Source organism: Nonomuraea sp. NPDC049400 (assembly GCF_044466425.1).
Lineage (GTDB): Bacteria > Actinomycetota > Actinomycetes > Streptosporangiales > Streptosporangiaceae > Nonomuraea.
Genome location: NZ_JBITMP010000004.1, coordinates 70,577 through 95,159, shown reverse-complemented (window position 1 = coordinate 95,159; position 24,583 = coordinate 70,577). Strand labels below are relative to the sequence as shown.

Sequence of the window (24,583 nt, the reverse complement as noted above, 5' to 3'; positions counted from 1 at the left end):
GCCATTCCGTTGACATACGCGTGAGGGCACCCACAATCCCGTTTGGGAGCGCTCCCACTCCTCTACTCCCATGGAGACCCCGTGAAGTACAGACCTCCTTCCCTCCTCACCCGCTTATCGAGGCGGCTCGCCGTGGCCACGACGCTCGTCCTCGTTGCGGGCGCGACCACGGCCGTGGCAGCCGGCCCCGCGCAGGCGGCGGTGGCGTGCGACGTGACGTACGCGGCCAACTCGTGGACGAGCAGCCCTGGCCAGGGCGGTTTCACCGCGAGCATCACGTTGAAGAACACCGGCGACCCCATCACCTCGTGGAACCTGGCCTTCGACTTCCCGACCACGGGCCAGAAGTACACCCCCACCGGCTGGAGCGCCAACTGGAGCCAGTCAGGCACCCGCGTGACCGCCACGAACATGTCGTACAACGGCAGCCTCTCCACGGGCGGCTCCGTCTCCATCGGCTTCAACGGCACGTGGACGGGCAGCAACCCCAACCCGACCAGCTTCAGCGTGAACGGCGTCACCTGCGGCGGCGGGAACCCCACCCCGCCCACCGTGTCGCTGACCTCGCCGACCGCGGGGCAGACGTTCACCGCACCGGCCACCGTGCCGATCGAGGCGAACGCCTCCGACGCCGACGGCACGATCTCCAAGGTCGACTTCTATCAGGGCTCCACGCTCCTCGGCACCGACACCTCGGCGCCGTACAGCTACAGCTGGACGAACGTGGCGGCCGGCAGCTACTCGATCACCGCGCGGGCCACCGACAACGGCGGCGCGGCCACCACCTCGGCGCCGGTCGGCATCACGGTCTCCCCGAACTCGGGCCCCGCGCTCGTGGTGAGCCCGACGACCCTGTCCGTGCCGGAGGCGGGGACCGCGAGCTTCGGGGTGAAGCTGTCGCAGGCGCCCACGGCCAACGTGACCGTCACCACGGTGCGCGCCAGCGGCGACACCGACCTCACGGTCTCGGGCGGCGCCAGCCTGACCTTCACGCCGGCCAACTGGAACACCGCGCAGAACGTCACGCTGGCGGCGGCCAACGACAGTGACACCACCAGCGGCTCCGGCGTGTTCAGGGTGAGCGCCACCGGCTACCCGGCGGTGGACGTGACCGCCAGCGAGGCGGACGACGACGTCGGCGGGAACAACCCCTACGTCCAGCGCTTCGTCGAGCTGTACAACGAGCTCCACGACCCGGCCAACGGCTACTTCTCGCCCGAGGGCGTGCCCTACCACTCGATCGAGACGTTCATGGTCGAGGCGCCGGACCACGGGCACGAGACCACGTCCGAGGCCTACAGCTACTACCTGTGGCTGGAGGCGACCTACGGGCAGGTCACCGGCGACTGGTCGAAGTTCAACAACGCCTGGGCCTCGATGGAGAAGTACATCATCCCGGCCACGGCCGACCAGCCGACGAACTCCTTCTACACGCCGAACAAGCCGGCCACGTACGCGCCGGAGTGGAACCAGATCAGCAACTACCCGTCGCAGCTCGACACCGGCGTCACCCCGGGCGTCGACCCGATCGCCAATGAGCTGCAGAGCGCGTACGGCACCCGTGACATCTACGGCATGCACTGGTTACTCGACGTCGACAACACCTACGGCTTCGGCCGCTGCGGCGACGGCACCACCAAGCCCGCCTACATCAACACCTATCAGCGCGGTCCCGAGGAGTCGGTCTTCGAGACCATCCCGCAGCCGTCCTGCGACACGTTCAAGCACGGCGGCCCCAACGGCTTCCTGGACCTGTTCATCAAGGACGGCTCCTACGCCAAGCAGTGGAAGTACACCAACGCCCCCGACGCCGACGCGCGCGCCGTGCAGGTGGCGTACTGGGCGCAGACCTGGGCCAAGGCGCAGGGCAAGGAGTCGCAGATCTCCGCGACGGTGGCCAAGGCCGCCAAGATGGGCGACTACCTGCGTTACGCGATGTACGACAAGTACTTCAAGAAGCCGGGCTGCACCAGCCCGTCCTGCCCGGCGGGCACCGGCAAGGACTCGGCGGCGTACCTGCTGAACTGGTACTACGCCTGGGGCGGCGCGACCGACTCCAACGCCGGATGGGCCTGGCGCATCGGCTCCAGCCACAACCACTCCGGCTACCAGAACCCGTTCGCGGCCTGGGCCCTGTCGAACGTGGCCGAGCTCAAGCCGAAGAGCGCGACCGGCGCCGCCGACTGGACTACCAGCCTGACCCGCCAGCTGCAGTTCTACAAGTGGCTGCAGTCCGCCGAGGGCGCCATCGCCGGCGGCGCGACCAACAGCTGGGAGGGCCACTACGCAACCCCACCGAGCGGTCTGCCGAAGTTCCACGGCATGGCCTACGACTGGCAGCCCGTCTACCACGACCCGCCGTCGAACCAGTGGTTCGGCTTCCAGGCATGGACCATGGAGCGGGTGGCCGAGCTCTACAACGTCACCGGCAACGCCGACGCCAAGGCCATCCTCGACAAGTGGGTGGCGTGGGCGCTGGACAACACCACGATCAACGCCGACGGCAGCTACCAGATCCCGTCCACGCTGCGCTGGACCGGCCAGCCCGCCGGTGACTTCAGCTCGGCCACCGGCATGCCGCCGGCCAACCCCGGCCTGCACGTGACCATCGCGGACTACACGCAGGACGTCGGCGTCGCCGGCGCCTACGCCAAGGCGCTGATGTACTACGCGGCCAAGGCCAACCACGCCGAGGCCAGGGACACGGCCAAGGCGCTGCTCGACGGCGTGTGGAAGAACCGTGACGCCAAGGGCGTGTCGGTGCCGGAGACCAAGCAGGACTACAACCGCATCGACGACCCGGTCTACGTGCCGCCGGGCTGGAGCGGCAAGATGCCGAACGGCGACACCATCAACTCCAGCTCGACGTTCATCTCGATCAGGTCGTTCTACAGGAACGACCCCGACTGGCCGAAGGTGGACGCCTTCCTGAAGGGCACCGGTCCCGCGCCGACCTTCAACTACCACCGGTTCTGGGCGCAGGTGGACGTCGCCGTCGCGCTCGCCGAGTACGGGCGGCTCTTCCCGTGAGAAAGGCCGCACTGATCGCCGCGGTGTCGCTGGTCCTGCCCCTCGCCGGGGTGGGGCCGGCGGCCCCCGCCCACGCCGCACCCGCCTTCGCCTACGGTGAGGCGCTGCAGAAGTCGCTGTGGTTCTACGAGGCCCAGCAGTCCGGCGACCTGCCGAGCTGGAACCGCGTCTCCTGGCGCGGCGACTCCGGCTTGAACGACGGCAAGGACGTCGGCGTGGACCTCACGGGCGGCTGGTACGACGCGGGCGACCACGTCAAGTTCGGCCTCCCGATGGCGGCCTCCGCCACGATGCTGGCCTGGGGCGCGGTCGAGTACCGCGACGCGTACGCGAGCTCCGGCCAGCTCACGCACCTGCTCAACAACCTCAAGCACGTCAACGACTACTTCATCAAGGCGCACCCGTCGGCGAACGTGCTCTACGGCCAGGTCGGCAACGGCGGCACGGACCACGCCTGGTGGGGCCCGGCCGAGGCCATGCAGATGGCGCGGCCCGCGTACAAGATCGACGCGTCGTGCGGCGGGTCGGACCTGGCGGGCGAGACGGCGGCCGCGATGGCGGCCTCGTCGATGGTCTTCCGCCCGACAAATCCGACTTATGCTGACACGCTGCTGGCGCACGCCAAGCAGCTGTACACCTTCGCGGACACCGTCAGGAAGAAATACAGCGACTGCATCACCGACGCCCAGGGCTATTACCAGTCGTGGAGCGGCTACAACGACGAGCTGGTCTGGGGCGCGATCTGGCTCTACCGGGCCACGAACGACGCCGCCTACCTGGCCAAGGCCGAGACCGGCTACGACAACCTGGGGAACGAGCCGCAGAGCACCACCAAGTCGTACAAGTGGACGATCGCGTGGGACGACAAGTCCTACGGCGCGTACGTGCTGCTGCACAAGCTGACCGGCAAGCAGCGCTACCTGGACGACGCCAACCGCTGGCTCGACTGGTGGACGGTCGGCGTGAACGGCTCCAAGGTGGCGTACTCGCCGGGCGGCCAGGCGGTGCTGGACCGGTGGGGCTCGCTGCGGTACGCGGCCAACACCTCGTTCGCGGCGCTCGTGCACAGCGACTCCATCACCGACGCCACGCGTAAGTCCCGCTACCACGACTTCGCGGTACGGCAGATCAACTACGCGCTCGGCGACAACCCGCGCAACTCCTCGTACGTGATCGGGTTCGGCGCCAACCCGCCGAAGAACCCGCACCACCGCACGGCGCACGGCTCGTGGACCGACCAGATCGCCAACCCCGAGCAGACCCGCCACACCCTGTACGGGGCGCTCGTCGGCGGCCCGCCCGACCCAAACGACGCCTACACCGACAAACGCGACGACTACGTCATGAACGAGGTCGCCACCGACTACAACGCCGGCTTCACCAGCGCGCTGGCCCGGCTCTACAAGGAGTACGGCGGCGCGCCGGCGGCGAACTTCCCGGCGGCGGAGACCCCGGACGGCCCCGAGCTCTTCGTCGAGGCGGGCGTGAACGCCTCGGGCACCAACTTCACCGAGATCAAGGCCATCGTCCGCAACCAGTCGGCGTGGCCCGCCAGGGTCCTGTCCGACGGCTCGTTCCGCTACTACTTCACGCTCGACGGCTCGACGACCGCCTCGCAGATCACCGTGTCGTCGGCCTACACGCAGTGCAAGGCGCCCACGCTGCATCAGGCGAGCGGCACCACGTACTACGTGAACATCGACTGCTCCGGCCAGGCCATCGCCCCGGCGGGACAGTCGCAGCACCGCAGAGAGGTGCAGTTCAGGATCGCCAGCTCGGGGACGTGGGACCCGGCGAATGACTGGTCGTACCGGAACATCCCCACCACGCCCGGCGCGACGCCGGCGCGGACCGGGAACATCACTCTCTACAGCGGCGCGACCAAGATCTGGGGTGAGCCCCCGGGTCCGGAGGAACAGGACACGACAGCGCCCAGCAAGCCGGGCAAGCCCGAGGTCTCCGGGATCACGGGCTCGACCGCCAAGCTGAGCTGGACCGCCTCCACGGACAACGTGGGCGTGAGCGGCTACGACGTCTACCTGGGGTCCCAAAAGGTGGGCACGGCCACGAGCGCGTCCTTCGACCTGAGCGGGCTCACCCCCGCCACTTCCTACACCGCCTCAGTGGTGGCGCGGGACGCGGCGGGCAACACCTCGGCGCCGTCCGACGGCACGCCGTTCACCACCACGAACACGACGCCGCAGCCCACGGGCGGATGCGCGGCGGCGTACAAGGTGACGAGCTCGTGGAGCGGCGCTTTCCAGGCAGAGGTGACGGTGAAGAACAACGGCACGTCCGCCACCGCCGGCTGGACGGTCACCTGGACGTCGGCGAACCAGATCACCCAGCTCTGGGGCGGCAAGCACACCCAGTCGGGGTCCGGCGTCACAGTGAAGAACGAGTCCTACAACGGGGCGCTGGCTCCCGGCGCCACCACCACGTTCGGCTTCATCGCGAACGGCACGCCAACCGTCCCCGACCCGATCACCTGCACTCCCGCCTGAGTGAAGACCCCGCCCCCGCCGCAGTAGCGGCGGGGGCGGTTCCACCGCTCAGTGAAAGGCAGCACATGAGATCACTCTTCACCGCGCTGGCCTGCCTCCTCGCCCTCTTCGCCGCCCCCGCACTCCCCGCGAGCGCCGCCACCGGCATCCACGTCAGCGGTACGAAGATCCTGGAGGCCAACGGCCAGGAGTTCATCATGCGCGGCACGAGTCATGCGCACACGTGGTACGCGACGCAGACCAAGGCGTTCGCCGACATCAAGTCGCTGAAGGCCAACACCGTGCGGGTCGTGCTCAGCGGCGGCCGCTGGACCCCCAACACCGTCTCCGACGTGGCCAACGTCGTCTCGCTCTGCAAGCAGAACAAGCTCATCTGCGTGCTGGAGAACCACGACACCACCGGGTACGGCGAGCAGAGCGGCGCCTACACCCTCGACCAGGCCGCCAACTACTGGATCAGCGTCAAGTCCGCCCTGGTCGGCCAGGAGGACTACGTCATCGTCAACATCGGCAACGAGCCGGTCGGCAACAACGCCGTCACCCCCGGCTGGGCCGCCGCCACCACTGCCGCGATCCAGAAGCTGCGCAGCAACGGCTTCCAGCACGCGCTGATGGTGGACGCGCCCAACTGGGGCCAGGACTGGCAGTTCGGCATGCGGGACAACGCGCGGGCGGTCTTCGACAGCGACCCGAACAAGAACACGATCTTCTCCGTCCACATGTACGGCGTCTTCGACACCGCCGCGGAGATCACCGCGTACATGGACGCCTTCAGGACCGCGGGGCTGCCGCTGGTCGTCGGCGAGTTCGGGTTCAACCACTCCGACGGCAACCCGGACGAGGACACGATCATGGCGCAGTCCGTGAGCCGCGGCCTCGGCTACCTGGGCTGGTCGTGGAGCGGCAACGGCGGCGGCGTCGAGTACCTCGACCAGGTCACCAACTTCGACGTCACCCAGCTCACGGATTGGGGCCGGCGGCTGTTCAACGGCGCCAACGGCATCGCCGCGACCTCCAGGCAGGCCTCGATCTACGGCGGCGGCAGCACCGACACGAGCCCGCCGAGCGTGCCCGGCACGCCGTCCGCGTCCGCCATCACCTCGTCCGGGGCCACCCTGACCTGGGCGGCGTCCACAGACAACGTGGGCGTGGCCGGCTACGACGTCTACACCTCGACCGGCACCGCGCTCGGCTCGACCGCCACCAACTCGATCACGCTGACCGGGCTGTCGGCGGCGACCACGTACCAGGTGAACGTGAAGGCCAGGGACGCGGCAGGCAACCAGTCCGCCGCGTCGCCGACGGCGTCGTTCACCACGCTGAGCGGCGGCAGCGGCGGCGGCTGCACGGCCGCCGGCACCGTGCAGAGCCAGTGGAGCACCGGGTACGTCCTGCAGCCCGTGACCGTGACCAACACCAGCACCTCGACCAAGCCGAGCTGGACGGTGACCTTCACGCTGCCCGCCGGGCACACGGTCACCGGCTCATGGAACGCCGCGGTGACGGTCAGCGGCCAGACCGTGACGGCCAAGAACCTGAGCTACAACGGCTCGCTCGCACCGAACGCCAGCACCAGCTTCGGGGTGCAGGCCAGCCGTCCGAGCGGCAACACGGCCGTCCCTTCCGGTTACACCTGTGCCAACTGAACCGCCCGTCGAACGGCTGCGTATGAGGAGGTGAGGCGAAAAAACAACATCCCTGCCCATGACACCATCCCGCCCGGATGGGACGGACGCGGCCGATACCTCCAGTCGGCCGCGTCCGTGTTCATGGCCTCCACTCCGTGGAGGCGGCTCGGTCGCTGAGGAGCCGTCGCCTTCCCTCGTCGCTCTGGTCGCTACGCTCCCGACGCTCCTCAGTCCAGGCGACGGCGCTCCCTCGCGTCTTATTTGACCTGGGCTTTCTTGATCTCGGTGAACCTCTGGCGGGCCGCGTCTATCGCGTCCTCGTCGTCGAACTCGGCGAAGGCCTCGTCCTGATAGCGGGCGGGAATGAGCTGCCTGACCCGGTCCGGATACCCCATGCCGGCCTCCGGCACCCTGATCAAGGGCGGGATGCCGATGCGGACGGCGATCGGGCCGGAGGCGCGCACGGAGGTCGCCCAGTCGGTGCCGGCGTCGGTGACCGCGCACATGTGGCGCGCGTACACCCACTTCACCTCGACGGCGGAGGTGGCGTTCGGCGGATCGGTCCCGAAGGTCTCCACGGCGCACACGACGCGCGACTCGAAGTCGTGGCCGTGCGCGTGGTGCTCGTCGAGCGAGGACTGCTCGAGCGCCAGCGTCGCCTGGGCGGCGAGCTCCTTGTACAGCTGCGACGACGACTGCCGGCTGGCGAAAAACATCACCCCGGCCAGGGTCAGGCTGGCCAGGGTGACGATCGCCGCGACGAGCCCGCGACGTGACTTGATCACGGGCTGGTGCAGGTCAGGGCCGGGGCCGGGTTCGGGATCGAGCCCGTGGCGTTGAAGCCGAACGTGGTTGTCGCGTTCGGCCCCAGCTGTCCGTTGTAGCTGGCGTTCTTGACCACCACGTTGGGCGGCTGCCCGGACAGTACGCCGTTCCACGGCGAGCCGTCGAAGCCCTGGCCGCCGCTGTAGGACCACTTGACCGTCCAGCCGTTCATCGAGGAGGTGCCCGTGTTCTTCACGGTCACCTCGCCCTGGAAGTGGCCGGCCCAGCCGTTGTCGGTGGCCTTCCACGTCGCCGTGCAGGCGCCGGTCGGCGGGGGCGGGGTCGAGGTGTTGGTGGGCGTGCTCTGGCCCGGGCCGACGCCGGTGACTTCGCCGTTGCCGCCGTCGAAGACGACGTCGGAGCAGCTGTAGAAGTTCTCGTTGCTGTCGGAGCGGATCCAGTGCGTGTAGATGATGTGCCGGCCGGTCTTGCCGGACGGGAGTTGGGCGTTCCAGTAGTAGTAGTTGAGCGCGCCGGCGGGGCCGGTGTCGGGCGGGTTCGTGACGCTGCCGAACGGCTCCAGGTCGGACCACTTCAGCGGCCCGTTCGGGTTCCAGCCGTTCTTGGTGATGTAGTAGTTGAACGAGCCGGGGTGCTTGGCCCAGTTGCTGTGCCGCATCTGGATGGTCGCGCCCGAGGTCAGGTGGGTCAGCGGCCAGTCGCTGCGGACCGCGTTGTAGGCCGTGAAGTCGTAGGGCCCGCCGCTGCCGCCACTGCAGAGCTGCCCGTCGGGGATGAATCCGGCGGTCCGGCCCGCGCCGTCGGAGCGCAGCACCGCGAACCAGTTGTACAGGGGCGTCGTGCCGCTCTGCGCGACGGCCGCCGCGCACGCCGGGTTGTAGGGGATGATCTGGCCGTTCTCCCGCAGGCCGTCCTGCCAGCACAGGAACGTCCTGGCGCCGGGGAACATCGACACCCCGTGCGCCTGTGCCTGCGTGGGCACCATCAGGACAGTCGCGATCAGTACCGTGACGGCGGTGACCGCCGCCGACTTGAATAACCTCATGGGGATTCCCTTGCGCTGTCGACAGAGGAAACCTGCCCCACGACTGCCCGCCCGGCGAGCGCATTGAATCATGCCGCGCACGGCCTCGACAACGCGCTGTGAAACTTTCATTCGATCTTGGTAATGGTGCTTTCTCCTCAATCCCGCTCGAGCGCGGAGTCGATCTCGTCGAGCCTGGCCTGTAACTCGCTCAGGCAGGCGGGCGCGAGCCGGCCCTCGGCCATGCGGACGGAGAGCTTCTGGCGTACGCCCTGCGTCGTCGACTCGGACGGGCCGTGCGGCGACACCGCGGCGTGCAGCACCTGCTTGAGGTCCAGCACGACGTCGGCGTCGGTCGCGCCGCACGGTGTCCTGGCCTCCAGCGTGCTCTTGAACTCGTCCACGGCCTGCTCCACCGTGATCGCCGTAGCCGGCGCGCTCTCGACGAACATGGCCGTCGGCGACGGCTTGACCGTCAGCTCCAGCTCCTGGAGCCCCGACCGCTGGAACCACAGCAGGGCGGAGAGTGCGACGGCCGCGGACCCGGCGACTGTGAGACCGCGTCTCACATGCCGGCCCAGTGTCGCCGTGCCGAGTGCCGAGTTCAGCGCGGAGGCGAACTCGGCCGCGGTCGGCCGCGCCTCCGGCCGGTGCGCCAGGCAGCGCTGGCAGAGCGAGGCCACGGCGTGCGGCACGCCGACGACGCGGGGCGGAGGATACGTCCTGCGGGCCGCCTCGATCTCCTCCCACGTCGTCTCCGGGTACGGCGTGCGCCCGGTGAGCATGGCGTACAGCAGCACGCCCAGCGCGTACACGTCGACCGCGGGGTGGGTCGGCGCGCCGAGCAGCCGCTCGGGGGCGACGTAGGGAGGGGTGCCGCGGTCGTCGTCGGGATCTCCGGCCCAGGCCGCGATGCCGAAGTCGAGGAGCTTGGGGCCGTCGGCGGTGAGCAGCACGTTCTCGGCCGTGACGTCCCGGTGGACCAGACCGCGGGCGTGCCCGGCCATCAGGACCCGGGCCAGCCGCAGCGCGATGGTCGCCGCCTCGGGCCACGGCAGGGGGCCCTGCTCGATGCGCTCGGCCAGCGGCATGCCGTCGAGCAGCGGCATCACCACGTAGGCCGCGACGCCGCCCTTCGTGGTGACGGTCTCGCCGTAGTCGTAGATCTCGATGGAGTCGGGATGGATGAACCTGGCGGCGGCGCGGGCCTCGCTGCGCGCGCTGGCGCGCTCGCCGTCGCCGGTGTGGAGTGAGGCGGTGAGCACCTTGACCGCGATCATCCGGTGCAATGACTGGTCGAAGGCACGCCAGATGACCGACATCCCCCCGCGGGCCAGCGGATCCAGCAACAGATACCTGCGGGCCAGCACATCCCCCGGCTCAAGCCGACTCACGGATGACCAGTTCCGTGGGGAGTACGGGGTCGATCCCCGCGGCCCCCGTCAGGAGCAGCCGGGTGGCGACCGTGGCGAGCTCCTCGACGGGCTGGCGGATGGTGGTCAGGGCGGGAACGGTATGCCTGGCGACCGGCGCGTCGTCGAAGCCGATCACCGCGACGTCCGCGGGCACCTTGCGCCCGGCCCTGCGCAGTGCCTGGATCGCCCCCGCCGCCATCAGGTCGGAGGCGACGAAGACGGCGTCCAACCCGGGGGCGTGGCGTAACAGCCACTGCATGGCGTGGGTGCCGGAGGCCGCGGTGAAGTCCCCGTACGCCACGGGCACGTCGGGTAGGCCCGCCGCCTGCAACGTGCGTACCAGGCCCTCTAATCGGTCCCGGGCGCCGGGCAGGGACGGCGGTCCGCCGATGGCGGCGACGTTGCGGCGGCCGGACAGCAGGAAGTGCTCGGCCGCCTGGCGCCCGCCGTCGAGGTTGTCCACGTCGGCGAACGGGAGCTTGAGGTCGTGGGGCGGGCGGCCGATGTTGCGCACGGGGACGCCCGAGGTGGATAACTTGATCGCCAGCGGGTGCCGCTCTCTGGCGCCCACGATGAGCACCGCGCCCGACAGCGCGGGCAGGGTGGATGACGTGGGAGTGACGGTGGTCACCATGAGGTGGGTGCCGTGCTCGGCGATCACGGCTCCCGCCGCGGACAGGAGCCTGGCGTAGTAGGGCTCGGAGAAAAGGCGGGGGAGATGGTCACAGATCACCGCCGTGACGCCGTCGGCGATGGTCTTGGCGGCCGTTCCCCGTGGGGCGCGTTGGCGCACGTATCCCATGCGGGAGACGGCGTCGTAGACTTGCCGGCGGGTCGAGGTACTGACCCGCACCGAGCCCGTGAGGACTCGAGATGCGGTCGCGGGGGAAACCCCTGCAGCGGCCGCCACCTGTGCCAGTGTGGGCTGCTCGGTCATGGAGCACCTCGCGGAAAAGATCCTGGGAGCGCTCCCACGTTACCAATGTTTCGGCGTTGTTAATAGAGCCTTTGCTGGGAGTGCGTCCCATTGTGCGGACGCACTCCGAATTTGCTCAGCTAGAGGCGTTGATAACCGGCAGGGATTTCTGAGTTTTCCCAGTTTTCCCTGCCGATGATCAATGGTTCAGCGTCGTGTCGATGTCCGCCTCGTCCAGCAACCCGTCCGGGCGCTCGCCCCGGTCGGGCTCCTGCCGCCGCGGCTGGCAACTCCCCCCGCAGCCGCCGAAGCGGGAGCTGTTGACCGGCGTGAAGTCGGTCGCCGGGATGCCCTTCAGCGCGGCCAGCATGGTGTCCTTCCAGATGGGCCCGGGGATGGAGGCGCCGAAGACCGAGCCGTAGTAGCGGCCGCCGATGGTGATGTTGTTCAGCTTGTGGGTGACCGCGCCGCGCGGGTCGCCGATGCTGACCGCGCCCGCCAGGTCGGGGGTGAAGCCGGCGAACCAGGCGGTGGACTGGGCGTCCGTGGTGCCCGTCTTGCCCGCCGCCGGCCGGCCGATGCCGCCGACGCCCTTCATGGTGCCCTTGGTGAACACACCGGACAGGATGCTCGCCGCGGCGTCCGTCACCTCGGGGTCGATCGCCTGCCTGCACTTGGGCTTGTAGTTGGTGACCTTGCCGTCGCGATCCTTGATCGAGGTGATGGCCATCGGCTCGCAGTACTTGCCGCGAGCCCCGATCGCGGCGTAGGCGTTGGCGACGGTCACCGGGTCCATCTCGTTGATGCCGAGCGTGAACGTCTCGTACTCCTGCAGGGGCAGACCGTCAGAGCGCTTGATGCCCAGCGACTTGGCCGTCTTGACCACGTTGCACAGGCCCACCTTCTGCTCCAGCGCCATGAAGAAGGTGTTCACCGAGCCCCAGGTGCCGGTGGCCAGCGACTTGAAGCCCCCGCCGCCGCCCTCGGCGTTGGTGACGGTGAAGGCGGGATCGCCGACGTTGTCGCCCTTGCAGTTCTTGAACGACCAGTAGGCCGGAGCGCGGTAGCCGCCGCCCACCGAGATCCCCTCGTTGATCTTCATGCCCTGCTTGAGCGCGGTGAGCAGGGTGAAGGTCTTGAACGTCGAGCCGGCCTGGAAGCCGGTGCCACCGCCGTGCACCGCGTCGGCGACGACGTTGTACGACATCTCGTTCTTGCGCTTGGAGATGCCGTACTTGCGGCTGGCCGCCATGGCCTTGATCTCACCGGTGCCGGGCTTCACCAGGGCCTCGGAGGCGACCGGGTTGTCCGACGCGTGCACGTGCTTCTTGATGGCCTGCTCGGCGGCCTTCTGCATCTTCGGGTCGATCGTGGTCCGGATCTCCAGGCCGCCCCGGTTGAGGAACTGGGTCCTGGCCTTCTTCGTCTTGCCGAAGTCCGGGTTGCTCAGGATCTCGTTGCGGACGTACATGCAGAAGTACGGGTAGTCGCTGGCCTCGCAGCCGCCGGGCAGCGGGGTGCCCTTGTAGCCGAGCTTGGCGGTCTTGGCCTCGGCGGCCTGCTCCGGCGTGATCTTCTTGAGCTCGGCCATCCTGTCGAGCACGACGTTGCGCCGGGCCAGCAGCCGGTCCTTGTACTCCTTGCCCCGGCTGGGGTCGGTCTGGAGGGGGTCCTGCACGGCGCCGGCCAGGGTGGCGGCCTGGGGCAGGGTCAGGTCGGCGGCCTTCACGCCGAAGAAGCGCTTGGCGGCCGCTTCGATGCCGTAGGCCCGGGCGCCGAAGTACGCGATGTTCAGATATTTCTCAAGGATCTGGTCCTTGGTGTACTTCTTCTCGACCGCCATCGCGTACCGCAGCTCGTTGAGCTTACGCGCGTAGCTGGCCTCGAGGGCCGCGTTCTTCTCCTTGGTGGTGGTGGCCGAGTTGAGCAGCACCTGCTTGACGTACTGCTGGGTGATGGACGAGCCGCCCTGGGCGATGCCGCCCGAGCTGAGGTTCTTGGCCAGGGCGCGGATGGTGCCCTCGATGTCGATGGGACCGTGCTCGTAGAAGCGGAAGTCCTCGATCGAGATGATCGCCGTCTTCATGATCTCGGCGATCTGGTCGAGAGCGACGTTCTCGCGGTACTCCTCGTAGAAGGTCGCGATCATCTTGCCCTTGGCGTCGAGCACCATCGTCCGCTCCGCGAGGGGTGGCTCCTTGAGCTCCTGCGGTTTGATCCCCAGGTCCTCCGACGCCGAGACGAACATCGCTCCGGTGCCTCCGACCGCGGGCAGCGCGATGGCCGCGGCCACCACACCAGCCGCGACCGCAGCCCCGGTCAGGCGCGCGATACTCGACATACGGGAACCCATGGTGGTAAAACCTCCCCCTCGTGGCATTAGGGTGCATCCTAAACCCCGCCATGACGTGCTCTATGTAAAACCTTGGACCCCGCTGGTGCCCGGTTTGTTCGTGGAGGAACCGGGTTTTCTCCGTCTCTGACCGCTTAACGGAAGTTCGGGCTGGCCAGGGGCCTGTGCGGCAGCTGTGGCGATCTTCAGTTTTCGCCAAAGAAAGCGTGTTGCCGTGCGGGCGGACGCTGGCCGCTCTGGCAATGTCGGTTTGCTACCGGTCGTGGTGGGGGGTCTTATGCGACGTGTCGGGGATGGCGAGCACTTCGATCGGCTGCTCGCCGCCGCAAGAACATACTGGGGCGAGAGCCCGGGTGGTGACAGCTGTGTCGTGGCGGAGGCGTTCGACCAGGACATCCGGGTCGTGGTGCGTACGCTCATGGTCGCGAAGGCGGTCTGCGAGCTGCTGTCGGCGCGGCTGTTCGCGCTGGTCGATCCGGAGTGGCGCAGGCTGGCCGAGGTGTTCGGGGCCGAGGCGGACGGGGGTCCGCGGGTGCCGCTGGCCGCGCTGGTCACGAGCCGGGTGGATCCCGATGTGCGCAGGGACATCCCGGTTGTGCACGTTCACGGGAAGGGGTCGCTGAAGGCGTACGCGATCTTCCCTGATCAGGGTCCCTGCTCGTTCCACGAGGAACTGCCCGCCAGGGTGGGCGCGTTCTTCGAGCGGCACGTCTGGCCGCACCGGCATGTGATCGCGCCCGACGCGGAGCGGACGGCCTGGCGGGCGAAGAGCGGCTACCAGCTCCGCACGGAGACCGAGCGCCGTCAGCTCCGCCACTACGGCTGCGCCCGCCTGGGGCTCGACCCCGGCCTGCCGACGATCACGGTCTTCGGCCACCGGCCGGAGCCGGACAAGGAGCTGTTCGAGTCGACGGTGGAGTACGCCGCCTCCGACGTGTCGGCGAACTGGCTGTTCCTCGACCCCGTCACCAGAACGCATTCGCGCATCAGGGGCCTGGCCGGCGCCCTGTCCACGAACCTGCTCTGGAGCATGACGGACGCGGCCGTCGCGTTCGGCGACAACGATCTGCCCGCGTTCGGCATCCCCGTCATCCAGGCAGGCTGGTCGGTGGGGAGAGCCTGCCGCACCACGCACGTCGCACTGCAGCCGTCGGACATCCGCCTGCTGCTTGACGAGGCCATCGCCAAGCACGACAAGGGGGAGTCCATCCTCGAGCCGGAGCAGCGCGAGCGTGCCCGCCTGTGGCTCTGGCTGCGCCGTTGCGGCGCGGACGTGCCCACGGGGCTCCTGCCGCACTGGGAGCACGGCGCCGATTACGCGCGGGCGCTCGCCGTCAACCTGTGGCACGTGGAGCGCGATGGCGACCCCCTCTACAGCGCGGTCGCGCGCATGTGGGACAGGCGTGAGCCCATGCTCACCCGTTTCGACTTCCACGATCCGGCGGGGCCGTACATCAGGAGCGCCCATGATCGGTTCCGCCGGATCGGAGCCGTTGATCACCAGGAGTTTCCCGACCCGGAAGGGCCGTTCGTCACCAGGAGCACCCCATGACCAGCCCAGGATCCGCCACCGAGCTCGACCAGCTGATTCTTCCCGCCATCCCGCCCGTACACCTCAACAACGGCCAGGTCTCCGCGCTGCAGGTGACCGACAGGTTCCACCGGGGCACCCAGATCCTGGGCAGGTTCGAGACCTCGGGCCTGGCCGGGTTCAAGGTCTCGGCGCAGGGACGCTCGCTGCGGGTGCTGCTGTCGCTGTCGCTGGACGAACGGTCCGTGACCGGCTGGCACGACGGCCAGGCCGAGGCGAGCGCGCTGCCCCGGCTGGTGCAGGTCCGCTCCCAGGGGCGGCTGCGCCAGTGCGTGCTGCTCAAGGGGAAGCGGGCGCACGCCCGGGTGACCTTCGACCTGGCGCCGGACGAGATCCCCGACGACGGGCTGATCTGTGTCGAACTGCTCGACATCACGGAGGGCGACGGGGTCTCCCCGGAGGTACGCCAGGCCGTGTCGGGACGCGTCATGCCTGACGGGGTGGCCGGGGTGCGGCTGAACAAGGTGGTGTTCGAGGAGCCGCCGGCGGTGGACTTCGACCCGGACACGCTCGACGGGCTGCGCTGTGAGCAGTCCTCGCTGATCAGCGCGGGCGGCCTGGCCAACTTCAACCGGCAGGGCGTACGCGTGCTGCGCTCGGGCATGTTGGTGGTCAACCCGGTGCTGAAGGACACGTTCGGGTCGAGCGGGCGCCTCACGCTCAAGCTGGGCACCAAGGCGGAGCCCGCGAGCGTCATCCCCGCGACGTGGCGGCGGGTGAACAGCGAGCTGCGCTGGATGCGCCACGCCACCAGGAAGCTGCTGGGCATGGCGGCGCCGCCCGTGAAGCGCGTGCTCAGCATCAGGGACGGGAACATGGGGGTGCCCGAGGAACGGGTGGGCGCCAACGTGACCGAGCTCGTGCTGCCCAGCCCGAGCAACTCGCCGTTCCTGGTGATCATGGGTCCGTGCCTCGGCGCCATGCCCACGCTGGAGTCGGCCATCGCGCACCAGTAAATAAGATGCGGAGTCATGGGCGACGCTGTCGACGGGATCCTCGAGCAGTGGCGGCGTGAGCGGCCAGATCTTGATTTGTCGGCGATGGGCGTCTTCGGGCGGCTCGCGCAGGTGATGCGGGTCCTGGAGCCGCGGGTCGACCAGGTCTTCACCAAGCGCGGGCTGCGGCCGGGCGAGTTCGACGTGCTGGCCGCGCTGCGCCGGGCCGGGGAGCCGTACACGCTGATCCCGTCGGAGCTGTCGGCGGTGCTGATGATGTCGCGGGCCGGCATGACCAACCGGCTCGACCGGCTGGAGGCGGCGGGGCTGGTCGAGCGCAGCCTCGACCCCGCCGACCGGCGTAGCTTCCGCGTCCGGCTGACCGGCGAGGGGCTGCGGATCATCGACGAGACGCTCACCGAGCACGCCGCGAATTTGGCCCGGCTGGCCGCTCCGCTCACCGCCGAGGACACCGAGACGCTCGCGGCGATCTTGCGCAAGTTGCTGGACGGGCCGCTTGGTAACCCTGAGGGCCGTGATGCGTAATGCAGGCAGGAAAAATGGCGACAGCCCGTGATATCGCCGCTCAGCGGGAAGCTTTTCCTATGTGAGGAACGGCTTGCGCATCGAGACGATCCGGCACCTCCATTGCACAGTCGTTCGCGCCAGCGGTGAGCTCGACCACGCGGGCCGGGTCCGGTTCAGTGCCTGCATCAACGCCGTGTGGGACTGGTCGGAGGGGCCCGTTCTGGTGTTCGACCTGGCAGATCTGGACTTCTACGACTCTTCGGTCATCGGGGTGCTCGCGATGGCCATGCAGCGGATGGAGGAGCAGAGAAGCGGCCGCATCATCCTGGTGCGGCCCGACGGTCACCTGCTGTCGGTGCTGCGGCTGACCGACCTGCTGTCGCGCGTGGAGCTGCGGGGGAGCGTGGAGGAAACGGTGGCGGAGCTGATGCTGGAGCCGGGATCGGCCGCCGCCCCGGCGCGCGGATCCGAGGCGGCGGCCGTGCGGGATCACAGCCCGTAGGCCTCCAGCAGCCGCAGCCACACCTCGCTCACCGTCGGGAAGGACGGGACCGCGTGCCAGAGGCGGTCGAGCGGCACCTCGGCCGTCACCGCGATCGTGGCGGAGTGCAGCAGGTCGGACGCGCCCGGCGCGGCGAACGTGACGCCGAGCAGCACCTTCCTGTCCTCGTCCACCACGGCCCTGGCCCGGCCGCGGTAGCCGTCGCCCATCAGGTAAGCCCCGGTGACCGACCCCATGTCGTAGTCCACCACGCGCACCCGGAACCCGTCGGCACGAGCCGCCGCCTCGGTCCTGCCGACCGCGCAGATCTGCGGATCGGTGAAGACGACCTGCGGCGCGCCGTACCCGTCCGCCAGATCCCGCATCGCGGGCAGCTCGTCGCCGCGGGCCCGCGCGGCGATCACGTCACCGCAGATCCTGGCCTGGTACTTGCCCATGTGGGTGAGGAGCGCGCGCCCGTTGGCGTCGCCCACGGCGTACAGCCAGCCGTCGGAGATGGCGGTGGCCCGCATGCTGTCGTCCACCTCGACGTACTTGCCGTCGGCCAGGCCCACCGTGCTGAGCCCCACGTCGCGGGTCGCGGGCCGGCGGCCGGTCGCCACCAGCAGCTCGTCGGCCTCCAGTGGCGGCCCGTCCGGCAGGTGCACCGTCACCTTCCCGCCGCGCTCCGGGCGCTCGACCCTGACGGCCTCGACCTGGGCGCGCACCTCGATGCCCGCCTCCGCGAACGACTCGGCCAGCAGCTCTCCCGCGAACGGCTCCATCCTGGGCAGCAGCCCGCCCCCACGCACCAGCATGGTGGTCTGGCGCGCGCCGAGCCCGTGCATGGCCTGGGCCATCTCGCAGGCGACCACGCCGCCGCCGATCACGACCAGCCGCTCGGGGATGGAGTCGGTCACGGTCACGTCATGGCTGGTCCAGGGCTCCGCCTCGGCCAGCCCCGGAGTGGGCGGGATGGCGGGCGTGCTGCCGGTGGCCAGCACGACGGCCTGCCGGGCGGTCAGTACGCGTTCCCCGCCGTCCTCGGTGGTGACGCGCACGCGCTTGGGGCCGTCGAGCCGCCCGCGCCCACGTACGAACTCGGCCGGCACGCTCTCGATCCACCGCACCTGCCCGGAGTCGTCGAAGTTCCCGATGGCCTCGTCACGCCTGGCCAGCACGGCTGCCACGTCGACGGGCCCGAGCGACAGCCCCGGGGCGCGCGCCACCTCGCCCACCAGATCGACCGGCCGCAGCAGCGCCTTGCTCGGGACGCACGCCCAGTAGGAGCACTCGCCGCCGGCCAGCCGCTCCTCGACGACCGCCGCGGTCAGCCCGCCGCGCACGGCCCGGTCCACGACGTTCTCACCGGCGGGACCGGCGCCGATCACGATGACATCGAACTCGTCAGCCACCCTGCCTCCAGAAGCACTTGCCCATGAATTGCACTCTTTCATGCCGGAGCACCGACCTCCTTGCCGGACGCGGCGGCTCGCGTGCCGTTCGCGGGAGGGGGCGGGGAACGTCACGCTGCGTTCACCCGCGGCCCGTAACGTGCCCGCATGGATGATCGTTACCCGACGTCGGTGCCGTACCGGCAGCGAACGGATGGCTATCACACGTACCGGATCCCGGCGGCGGTGGTGACCGGGGCGGGCACGGTGCTGGCGTTCGCGGAGGGGCGGCATGCCTCGGCAGGGGACTCCGGCCACATCGACATCGTGCTCAAGCGGTCCACGGACGGCGGCAGGACGTGGGGCGATCTGCAGGTGGTCGCCACGGAGCCGCGCCGGGGCACCGCGGGCAACCCCGCGCCCGTGGCGCTGGCCGACGGCCGGATCGTGCTGGTCTATGTCAGGCAGGGCCCGTCGGCCACGGAAGAGAAGATCAGGCGCGGTCAGGTCGCGGCGGCGGATGGGCGCCGGGTGTTCACGCAGGTCAGCTCCAACGACGGGGTCACCTGGTCGGCGCCGCAAGAGATCACCGGCAGTGTGAAGCACGCCGAGTGGCGCTGGTACGCGACTGCTCCCGGGCACGCGGTCGAGCTGCGCCACGGCCCGCACGCCGGGCGGATCGTGGTGCCCGGCAACCACTCGCTGCCGCCCGCCGGGTCGGACAACGAGACCGAGGGCAAGTACGACGGCGGCCACGCGTTGCTGAGCGACGACGGCGGGCGGACGTGGCGCATCGGGTACGTCGACGACAAGCCCGACGGGTACGTCAACGTCAACGAGACCACGGCCACCGAGCTGCCGGACGGGCGCCTCTACGTCAACGCCCGCACCGACTCCACCGCGCCGGGCACCAGGGCCGACGCCTGCTCCTCCGACGGCGGCCAGACGCTGGACCAGCCCTTCCGCCCCCAGGCCGGGCTGGTCGGGCCGGTGGTGGAGGGCAGCGCGCTGTGGTGCTCGTCGCCGGACGTGCTGCTGTTCTCGGGGCCCGCCGCCCCTGACGCCCGGGCATTGATGACGGTACGGGCCAGCGACGATCTCGGGGTGACCTGGCGGGTCGCGCACACCGTGTCGGGGCTGCCCGCGGCCTACTCCGATCTGGTCCGGGTGGACGGGGACACGGTGGGGCTGCTGTTCGAGACCGGCGGCTTCGGACCGTACGAGACCATCGCCTTCCGCCGCCTCCCCATCGCCGAGCTGACCTCCTGACCCCGGCCCACGATCAGGTGGCGAGGGGGTTGGGCAGCGTGGTCCAGCTGTCGCCGGGTGGTGCGCCCTCCAAGCGCGCGAGCAGGTGGGCCTTGACCGTGAGGTGCGTCCCGAACAGCGCCTCGCGGTCCTCGCTGCGGGGCAGCTCGTCGAAGGCGTCGCGGGCGGCGGCGGCCACGACGTCCCAGAGGCGGGGCTCGGCGGCCCGGTCGCCCCGGCAGAAGAGCGCGATCAGGCTGCCGAACGTGGTCCCGACGAGCCCGCCGAAGAGCTTGGCGTGCAGGATCACGGGGTCGTCGGCGAGCAACCTGGCGCTGACCGGCGGGAGCTCGATGCCGTTGCGGGCGAGCCTGGCGGGGCTGATCCTGACGTCGGCCAGGTCGCGGTAGACCAGCCGGTACGGCATGCCGTCCCGGTCGAGCTCGACCAGCAGGTTCTGGCCGTGCGCCTCGAGCGCCACGCCGAGCGCCAGCATGCCCAGGGCGTCCCGCAAGGCCAGCCGGGCGAACGCGGCCAGCCACGCCACCGGGTCACCGGCCATCGCGGGGGTGACCGCCGCGACGGGTATGGCGGACCCCGTCGGCTCGCGCAGCATGGCCGCCAGGTCGGGGCTGTGCTCGCCCTTCACCTTCGCGGCGGCCCCGGCCAGGTAGCGGGCGATGCGCGGCCGCCCGCCCTGCCGGGCCGACAGGGCGGTGAGCAGGTGCGACAGGTTGACGCAGTCGCGGACCGAGCCGGGCGAGATGTCCCTGACACCGGAGGTCATCCTGGTGCTGAAGGCGGTCTTGACGTGCGGGCCGCCGTCGAGAGGCGCGAGGGTGCGTACGGACATGAGCGGACGGGCCAGGACGGCTCCGGCGACGTGCGGGCGCAGGCCCAGGCCGGGCAGGACGTGGGCGCTCTGCCAGGGATGCACGGGGAGCAGGAGCCGGTCGCCGTCCTTGAGCGAGTCCGGCCACCGTCCTGAGACGAGGCAGTCCGCGGCGGGGACCGCGAGCAGGTCCAGGTGGACGACCGGCCGGTGCTCCGGCATGTACGCGAGCTGCTCGGCCACGGAGACGCCGGGACGGCTGCGGCAGCCCGGGTGGTACGGATGGCCGTCCACCACGCTCTGCTCGTGCTCCTCGGGCGTGGCCGGGGTGCGGGCCGGTTCCGCGCGGGACAGCGCCAGCGAGGCCACGCTGTTGTCCAGGTCCTCGACCAGCGGGCCCGTCCCCGGCAGGCCGAGGGCGGCGAGCAGCTCGGCCGGGTGCGTGTACGGATGGCCGTTCAGCCAGAGCGCGGGCTCGCCCCAGAGGTCGTACGGCTCGCGTGGCCGGCCCATGAGCCTGCGCCCGTCCGCCAGCGCGACCTGCACCAGGGCGTCCGGGCGGCACTCGGAGCCCACGGGGCTCACCAGTCCGGGGAGCGGCTCGTACAGGAGGCTGCGCCAGAGGCGGCCCAGGACGGCGGCGCGTGCGTCCGGGAGCGCCGCCATGTACGCGGCGGACAGCTCGGGGCGCATGAGGGCCAGGTCGGCCGCGAATTCCGCCTCCGTACGCCTCATATTTCCCACCATTACCCGGAAAGTTACGCTTGTTGGCATCAATGGGGACAAAGGGTATGGATAAGGTCGTCATGACAGCTACCGACGGCCTTCTCCCGCTCTCGCGAGAGGCACGGAGAGACGCCGCAGCCCTCGCGATGACGGCGCTGCTCAACTGCCTGATGCGCGAAGTGGCCCGTCCCGCGTGGGACGGCGCCTTCCTGCTGCCCGCCACCGGACACCTCCTGCGTGCCGACGACGGGCGGTTCCCCGGCAGGCCCGCGCTCCACACGCCGGACGGCTGGTGCCCGCTGTCGCTGGACGACCTGGTCGCGTTGACGGCCGCCGAGCTGCGCGCCGGCACGGGGGTCGCCAACGACGCGCTGCCCGCGGAGATCGCGCACAGCCGGGACGTCATGGCCGCCCTGCTGGCCGCCAGGCAGACCGCGACGCCGCCCGCGGACCCGTACCTGCGCTCCGAGCAGGCCCTCGTCGCCGGCCACCGCTACCACCCCGCGCCCAAGGCCCGCGGCGGCTCGGACCCTGGAGCCTGGCTCCCGTACTCGCCGGAGGCGCACGCGAGCTTCGCGCTGCCGCTGCTCGGCGTGCCCGCGGAGCAGCTGGTGGAGGAGGGGGACGCGGGCGCGCTCGACCGGCTCGGTCCGCCGCCGGGCGACGGCCTGGCCCTGCTGCCCGCGCATCCCTGGCAGGTGGAGCTGCTGGGCGGCCCGCCGCTGCGGCACCTGGGCCGCACGCAGGCGGTGGCGTGGCCGACCTCGTCGATTCGTACGGTGTACCTGCCGGAGCTGGACCTGTTCTGCAAGTTCAGCCTGGACGTGCGGATCACGAACGACATCCGGCGGCTGTGGCTGCACGACCTGAAGAAGCTGGCCGCGACCGCCGACCTCGTCGGGCACGCGTTCGACGACCTGCCGGAGCACGTCTCGCGCCCCGCCGTACTGCGCGACCGCGGCTACCGCAGCGCGGAGCTGGGCCGGGACGGCGGGGAGGCGCTGGCGGTCATCGTCCGCGACGGGCTGCGCGAGCACCTGCGCCCGGGGCTGACGGCGCTGCTGGCAGCCGGGATCAGCGAGGGCTTCCCCGGCAACCCGATCGACGGGCTGGGCGAGGACGAGGCGCTCGCGTGGTGGGGGCGCTACCTCGGCCACGTGGTGCCCCCGGTCCTGCACGCCTACTTCCGCCACGGGATCGTGCTCGAATGCCACCTGCAGAACGTGCTGATCGCGGTGGACAGGCACGGCAGCCCGGTCCAGGCGGTCTTCCGCGACCACGAGGGCGTCAAGGTGCTCGCGGAGCGGCACCCGCTGCTGCCGGGCATGGACGGCCCGCGGGCGTGGGAACGGCTGGTGTACTGCCTGGTCACCAACAACCTCCGCGAGATCGCGGAGGCCCTCGCGGAGCGCCATCCGGGACTGCGGGGGGAGCTGTGGGTGCGGGCCAGGGAGGTGTTCGCCGCCTGCGGCGAGGAGCACGGCGATCCGGACGAGCTGCGTGACCTGCTGTCCGCCACGCACGTTCCGGCCAAGGCCAACCTCCTGCTGCGCTGGCTGGACGCCCCGGGCGGGGACATGCGGAGCGTGCCCGTGCCGAACCCGCTGAGCCCCGGCCGTCTCAGGGAAGCGAGCGCATGCGGCCGATGATGGCCGTGGTCGAGTGGTCGGGCAGGTAGCCGAGCACCCGCACCTCGCCGCCCAGCGCGCGGACCAGCGGCGCCTCGGCCAGCATCTCCGCGGTGTAGTCGCCGCCTTTCACATAGAGCTCCGGGCGGATCATCCTGAGCAGCCGTTCGGGCGTGTCCTCGTCGAACTCCGTCACGTAGTCCACGTCGTTCAGCGCCGCCAGCACGGACATGCGGTCCTCGCACGGATTGACCGGGCGGCCCGGCCCCTTCAGCCGGGCCACGCTGGCGTCGCTGTTGACCGCCACCACCAGCACGTCGCCGAGCCGTCCCGCCTGCTCCAGGTACGTCACGTGCCCCCGGTGCAGCACGTCGAAGCAGCCGTTGGTGAACACCACCCGCTCGCCCCTGCGCCGGTGCTCGTCCAGGAGCTGGGCCAGGCGCTCGGCCGTCTGGACGGTGCCCTCGTGGCGGCGCAGGGCGCGCAGCAGCTCGTACCGGGTGCAGACGGCCGTCCCCTGGCGGCGTACGACGACGCCGGCCGCCGCCTGGCCCGCCTCCGCGGCCTCCTCCGGCGACGCGCCGCCGGCCAGCCAGAGCGCGAACGCGGCCGTGTAGGTGTCGCCCGCCCCCGTGGCCATGTGCTGGGGCGCGGGCCGGGCATAGGTGCGGTACGGCGGGCGGTCCCTCCTGTGCAGCAGCGTGCCCTCGCCGTCCAGCGTGGTCACCACGATCTCGGCGCGGGTCAGCTCCATGAGCCGGTCGGAGCGGGCCGACAGGTACGCCAGGCGGTCGGCCGGCTCGTCCGCGTCGCCCAGCAGGCGTACGACCTCGGCGTAGTTCGGCAGGACGGCGGCGGGTGCGCATTCGCCCCACGGCGCGACCGCGTGCGCGTCCACCACCAGCAGGGGGAGCCCGGCGAGCGCCCGGCGCACGGCCGGGGTGAACACGCCGCCGCCGTAGTCGCACGCGACCACCACGTCGGCGCCGCGCACGGCCTCGCCCAGCCGGCCGAGCAGCTCCCGCTCGGCCCGCTCGCAGAGCACGTCGAGGTCCTCCTCGTCGTAGCGGGCGGTGAGCTGGCCGCCGCTGACCAGCCGCCGCTTGTGTGCGGTACGCCGGCCCGGCACGGTCACCAGCTCCGTCTCGACGCCGAGCAGGTGGAGCGACTGTACGAGCTTGTCCCCGCAGGCGTCGTCCCCCACGGCGCCCAGGAGCCGTACGCGGGCGCCGAGCGCCACGAGGTTGGCGGCGGTGTTGGCGGCCCCTCCTGGGGCCTCCTCGGTGGCCTCCAGGCTCATCACGGGCACGGGCGCCTCCTGCGCCAGGCGCTTGGCCGAGCAGCGCAACCAGGAGTCGAGCATGACGTCGCCGACGACCACGGCGCTGATGGTGCTCTCTGTGCCCATGAGGAGCGAATACCGGAGAAAGCGCTGCTCAAACCCGGTTTGTCGGCAACGGCCGCCCCTGCGGAGGTTCGCCCGCCCCACGACTGAAGTGCGGCGGGGACGGGGCCGCTGCGCGGCAGGTTAAACGTGTGAACCCGCCGGGTAGCACGGGCGGCC

General features: G+C 70.5%; 17 protein-coding genes. 9 read left to right on the top strand and 8 right to left on the bottom strand.

The annotated features are described in order from the left end of the window. Positions 1-81 precede the first annotated feature (81 nt). The 3 genes from ACIBVN_RS06395 (at position 82) to ACIBVN_RS06385 (ending at position 7,180) form a co-directional block, all read left to right on the top strand. Complete coding sequence (locus ACIBVN_RS06395; protein WP_397133326.1) at positions 82-3,030, top strand: glycoside hydrolase family 48 protein; 2,949 nt, start codon at positions 82-84, stop codon at positions 3,028-3,030. Next, positions 2,973-5,534, top strand: coding sequence for a glycoside hydrolase family 9 protein (locus ACIBVN_RS06390; protein ID WP_397133899.1), 2,562 nt, complete (start codon positions 2,973-2,975; stop codon positions 5,532-5,534). Before ACIBVN_RS06395 ends, ACIBVN_RS06390 begins: the two co-directional genes overlap by 58 nt. A gap of 65 nt (positions 5,535-5,599) precedes the next feature. Beyond that, entirely contained in the window at positions 5,600-7,180 is a 1,581-nt protein-coding gene (locus ACIBVN_RS06385) for a cellulase family glycosylhydrolase (RefSeq protein WP_397133324.1), read from the top strand. 239 nt (positions 7,181-7,419) lie between these two features. Here the strand turns inward: ACIBVN_RS06385 and ACIBVN_RS06380 are convergent, their stop codons facing one another. The 5 genes from ACIBVN_RS06380 to ACIBVN_RS06360 form a co-directional block, all read right to left on the bottom strand. Further along, positions 7,420-7,947 carry a hypothetical protein gene (locus tag ACIBVN_RS06380; RefSeq protein ID WP_397133322.1) on the bottom strand — a complete coding sequence of 176 codons (528 nt, stop codon included), beginning with the start codon at positions 7,945-7,947 and terminating at the stop codon, positions 7,420-7,422. After that, positions 7,944-8,993, bottom strand: a complete 1,050-nt coding sequence (locus ACIBVN_RS06375; RefSeq protein WP_397133320.1) for a lytic polysaccharide monooxygenase — start codon at positions 8,991-8,993, stop codon at positions 7,944-7,946. Before ACIBVN_RS06375 ends, ACIBVN_RS06380 begins: the two co-directional genes overlap by 4 nt. A 137-nt stretch (positions 8,994-9,130) precedes the next feature. Continuing rightward, a complete protein-coding gene (locus ACIBVN_RS06370) occupies positions 9,131-10,366 on the bottom strand; it encodes a serine/threonine-protein kinase (RefSeq protein ID WP_397133318.1) in 1,236 nt (411 codons plus the stop codon). Next, complete coding sequence (locus ACIBVN_RS06365; protein WP_397133316.1) at positions 10,353-11,324, bottom strand: LacI family DNA-binding transcriptional regulator; 972 nt, start codon at positions 11,322-11,324, stop codon at positions 10,353-10,355. The genes ACIBVN_RS06370 and ACIBVN_RS06365 overlap by 14 nt, the downstream gene beginning before the upstream one ends. A 178-nt stretch (positions 11,325-11,502) precedes the next feature. Beyond that, a complete protein-coding gene (locus ACIBVN_RS06360) occupies positions 11,503-13,644 on the bottom strand; it encodes a transglycosylase domain-containing protein (protein ID WP_397133314.1) in 2,142 nt (713 codons plus the stop codon). Positions 13,645-13,933: 289 nt separating this feature from the next. Here ACIBVN_RS06360 and ACIBVN_RS06355 point away from each other — a divergent pair, with 289 nt between their 5' ends. From ACIBVN_RS06355 to ACIBVN_RS06340, 4 genes are all read left to right on the top strand, one after another. After that, on the top strand, positions 13,934-15,208 hold the full coding sequence (locus ACIBVN_RS06355; protein ID WP_397133312.1) for a hypothetical protein: 1,275 nt from the start codon (positions 13,934-13,936) through the stop codon (positions 15,206-15,208). Continuing rightward, a complete protein-coding gene (locus ACIBVN_RS06350) occupies positions 15,205-16,203 on the top strand; it encodes a hypothetical protein (RefSeq protein WP_397133310.1) in 999 nt (332 codons plus the stop codon). The genes ACIBVN_RS06355 and ACIBVN_RS06350 overlap by 4 nt, the downstream gene beginning before the upstream one ends. A 15-nt stretch (positions 16,204-16,218) precedes the next feature. Continuing rightward, complete coding sequence (locus ACIBVN_RS06345) at positions 16,219-16,728, top strand: MarR family winged helix-turn-helix transcriptional regulator (RefSeq protein WP_397133308.1); 510 nt, start codon at positions 16,219-16,221, stop codon at positions 16,726-16,728. A 73-nt stretch (positions 16,729-16,801) separates the two neighbouring features. Next, positions 16,802-17,212: an STAS domain-containing protein gene (locus ACIBVN_RS06340; protein WP_397133306.1), complete on the top strand. Its 411-nt coding sequence runs from the start codon at positions 16,802-16,804 to the stop codon at positions 17,210-17,212. Here ACIBVN_RS06340 and ACIBVN_RS06335 read toward each other — a convergent pair. Then, positions 17,200-18,606, bottom strand: a complete 1,407-nt coding sequence (locus ACIBVN_RS06335) for a dihydrolipoyl dehydrogenase family protein (protein WP_397133304.1) — start codon at positions 18,604-18,606, stop codon at positions 17,200-17,202. The two genes, ACIBVN_RS06340 and ACIBVN_RS06335, sit on opposite strands and share 13 nt — an antisense overlap. A 147-nt stretch (positions 18,607-18,753) precedes the next feature. Between ACIBVN_RS06335 and ACIBVN_RS06330 the strand changes: the two genes are divergently transcribed. Continuing rightward, positions 18,754-19,854: an exo-alpha-sialidase gene (locus ACIBVN_RS06330; protein WP_397133302.1), complete on the top strand. Its 1,101-nt coding sequence runs from the start codon at positions 18,754-18,756 to the stop codon at positions 19,852-19,854. A gap of 13 nt (positions 19,855-19,867) precedes the next feature. On the opposite strand, the gene ACIBVN_RS06325 is transcribed toward ACIBVN_RS06330, so the two are convergent. Then, positions 19,868-21,400 (bottom strand): IucA/IucC family protein, encoded by a 1,533-nt coding sequence (locus ACIBVN_RS06325; RefSeq protein ID WP_397133300.1) that lies wholly within the window; start codon positions 21,398-21,400, stop codon positions 19,868-19,870. A 71-nt stretch (positions 21,401-21,471) separates the two neighbouring features. On the opposite strand from ACIBVN_RS06325, the gene ACIBVN_RS06320 reads away from it, so the two are divergent. Further along, positions 21,472-23,040, top strand: coding sequence for an IucA/IucC family C-terminal-domain containing protein (locus ACIBVN_RS06320; RefSeq protein ID WP_397133298.1), 1,569 nt, complete (start codon positions 21,472-21,474; stop codon positions 23,038-23,040). Here ACIBVN_RS06320 and rfaE2 read toward each other — a convergent pair. Beyond that, positions 23,012-24,427 (bottom strand): D-glycero-beta-D-manno-heptose 1-phosphate adenylyltransferase, encoded by a 1,416-nt coding sequence (gene rfaE2 / locus ACIBVN_RS06315; protein WP_397133296.1) that lies wholly within the window; start codon positions 24,425-24,427, stop codon positions 23,012-23,014. The genes ACIBVN_RS06320 and rfaE2 overlap by 29 nt on opposite strands. Between the last annotated feature and the right edge of the window lie 156 nt (positions 24,428-24,583).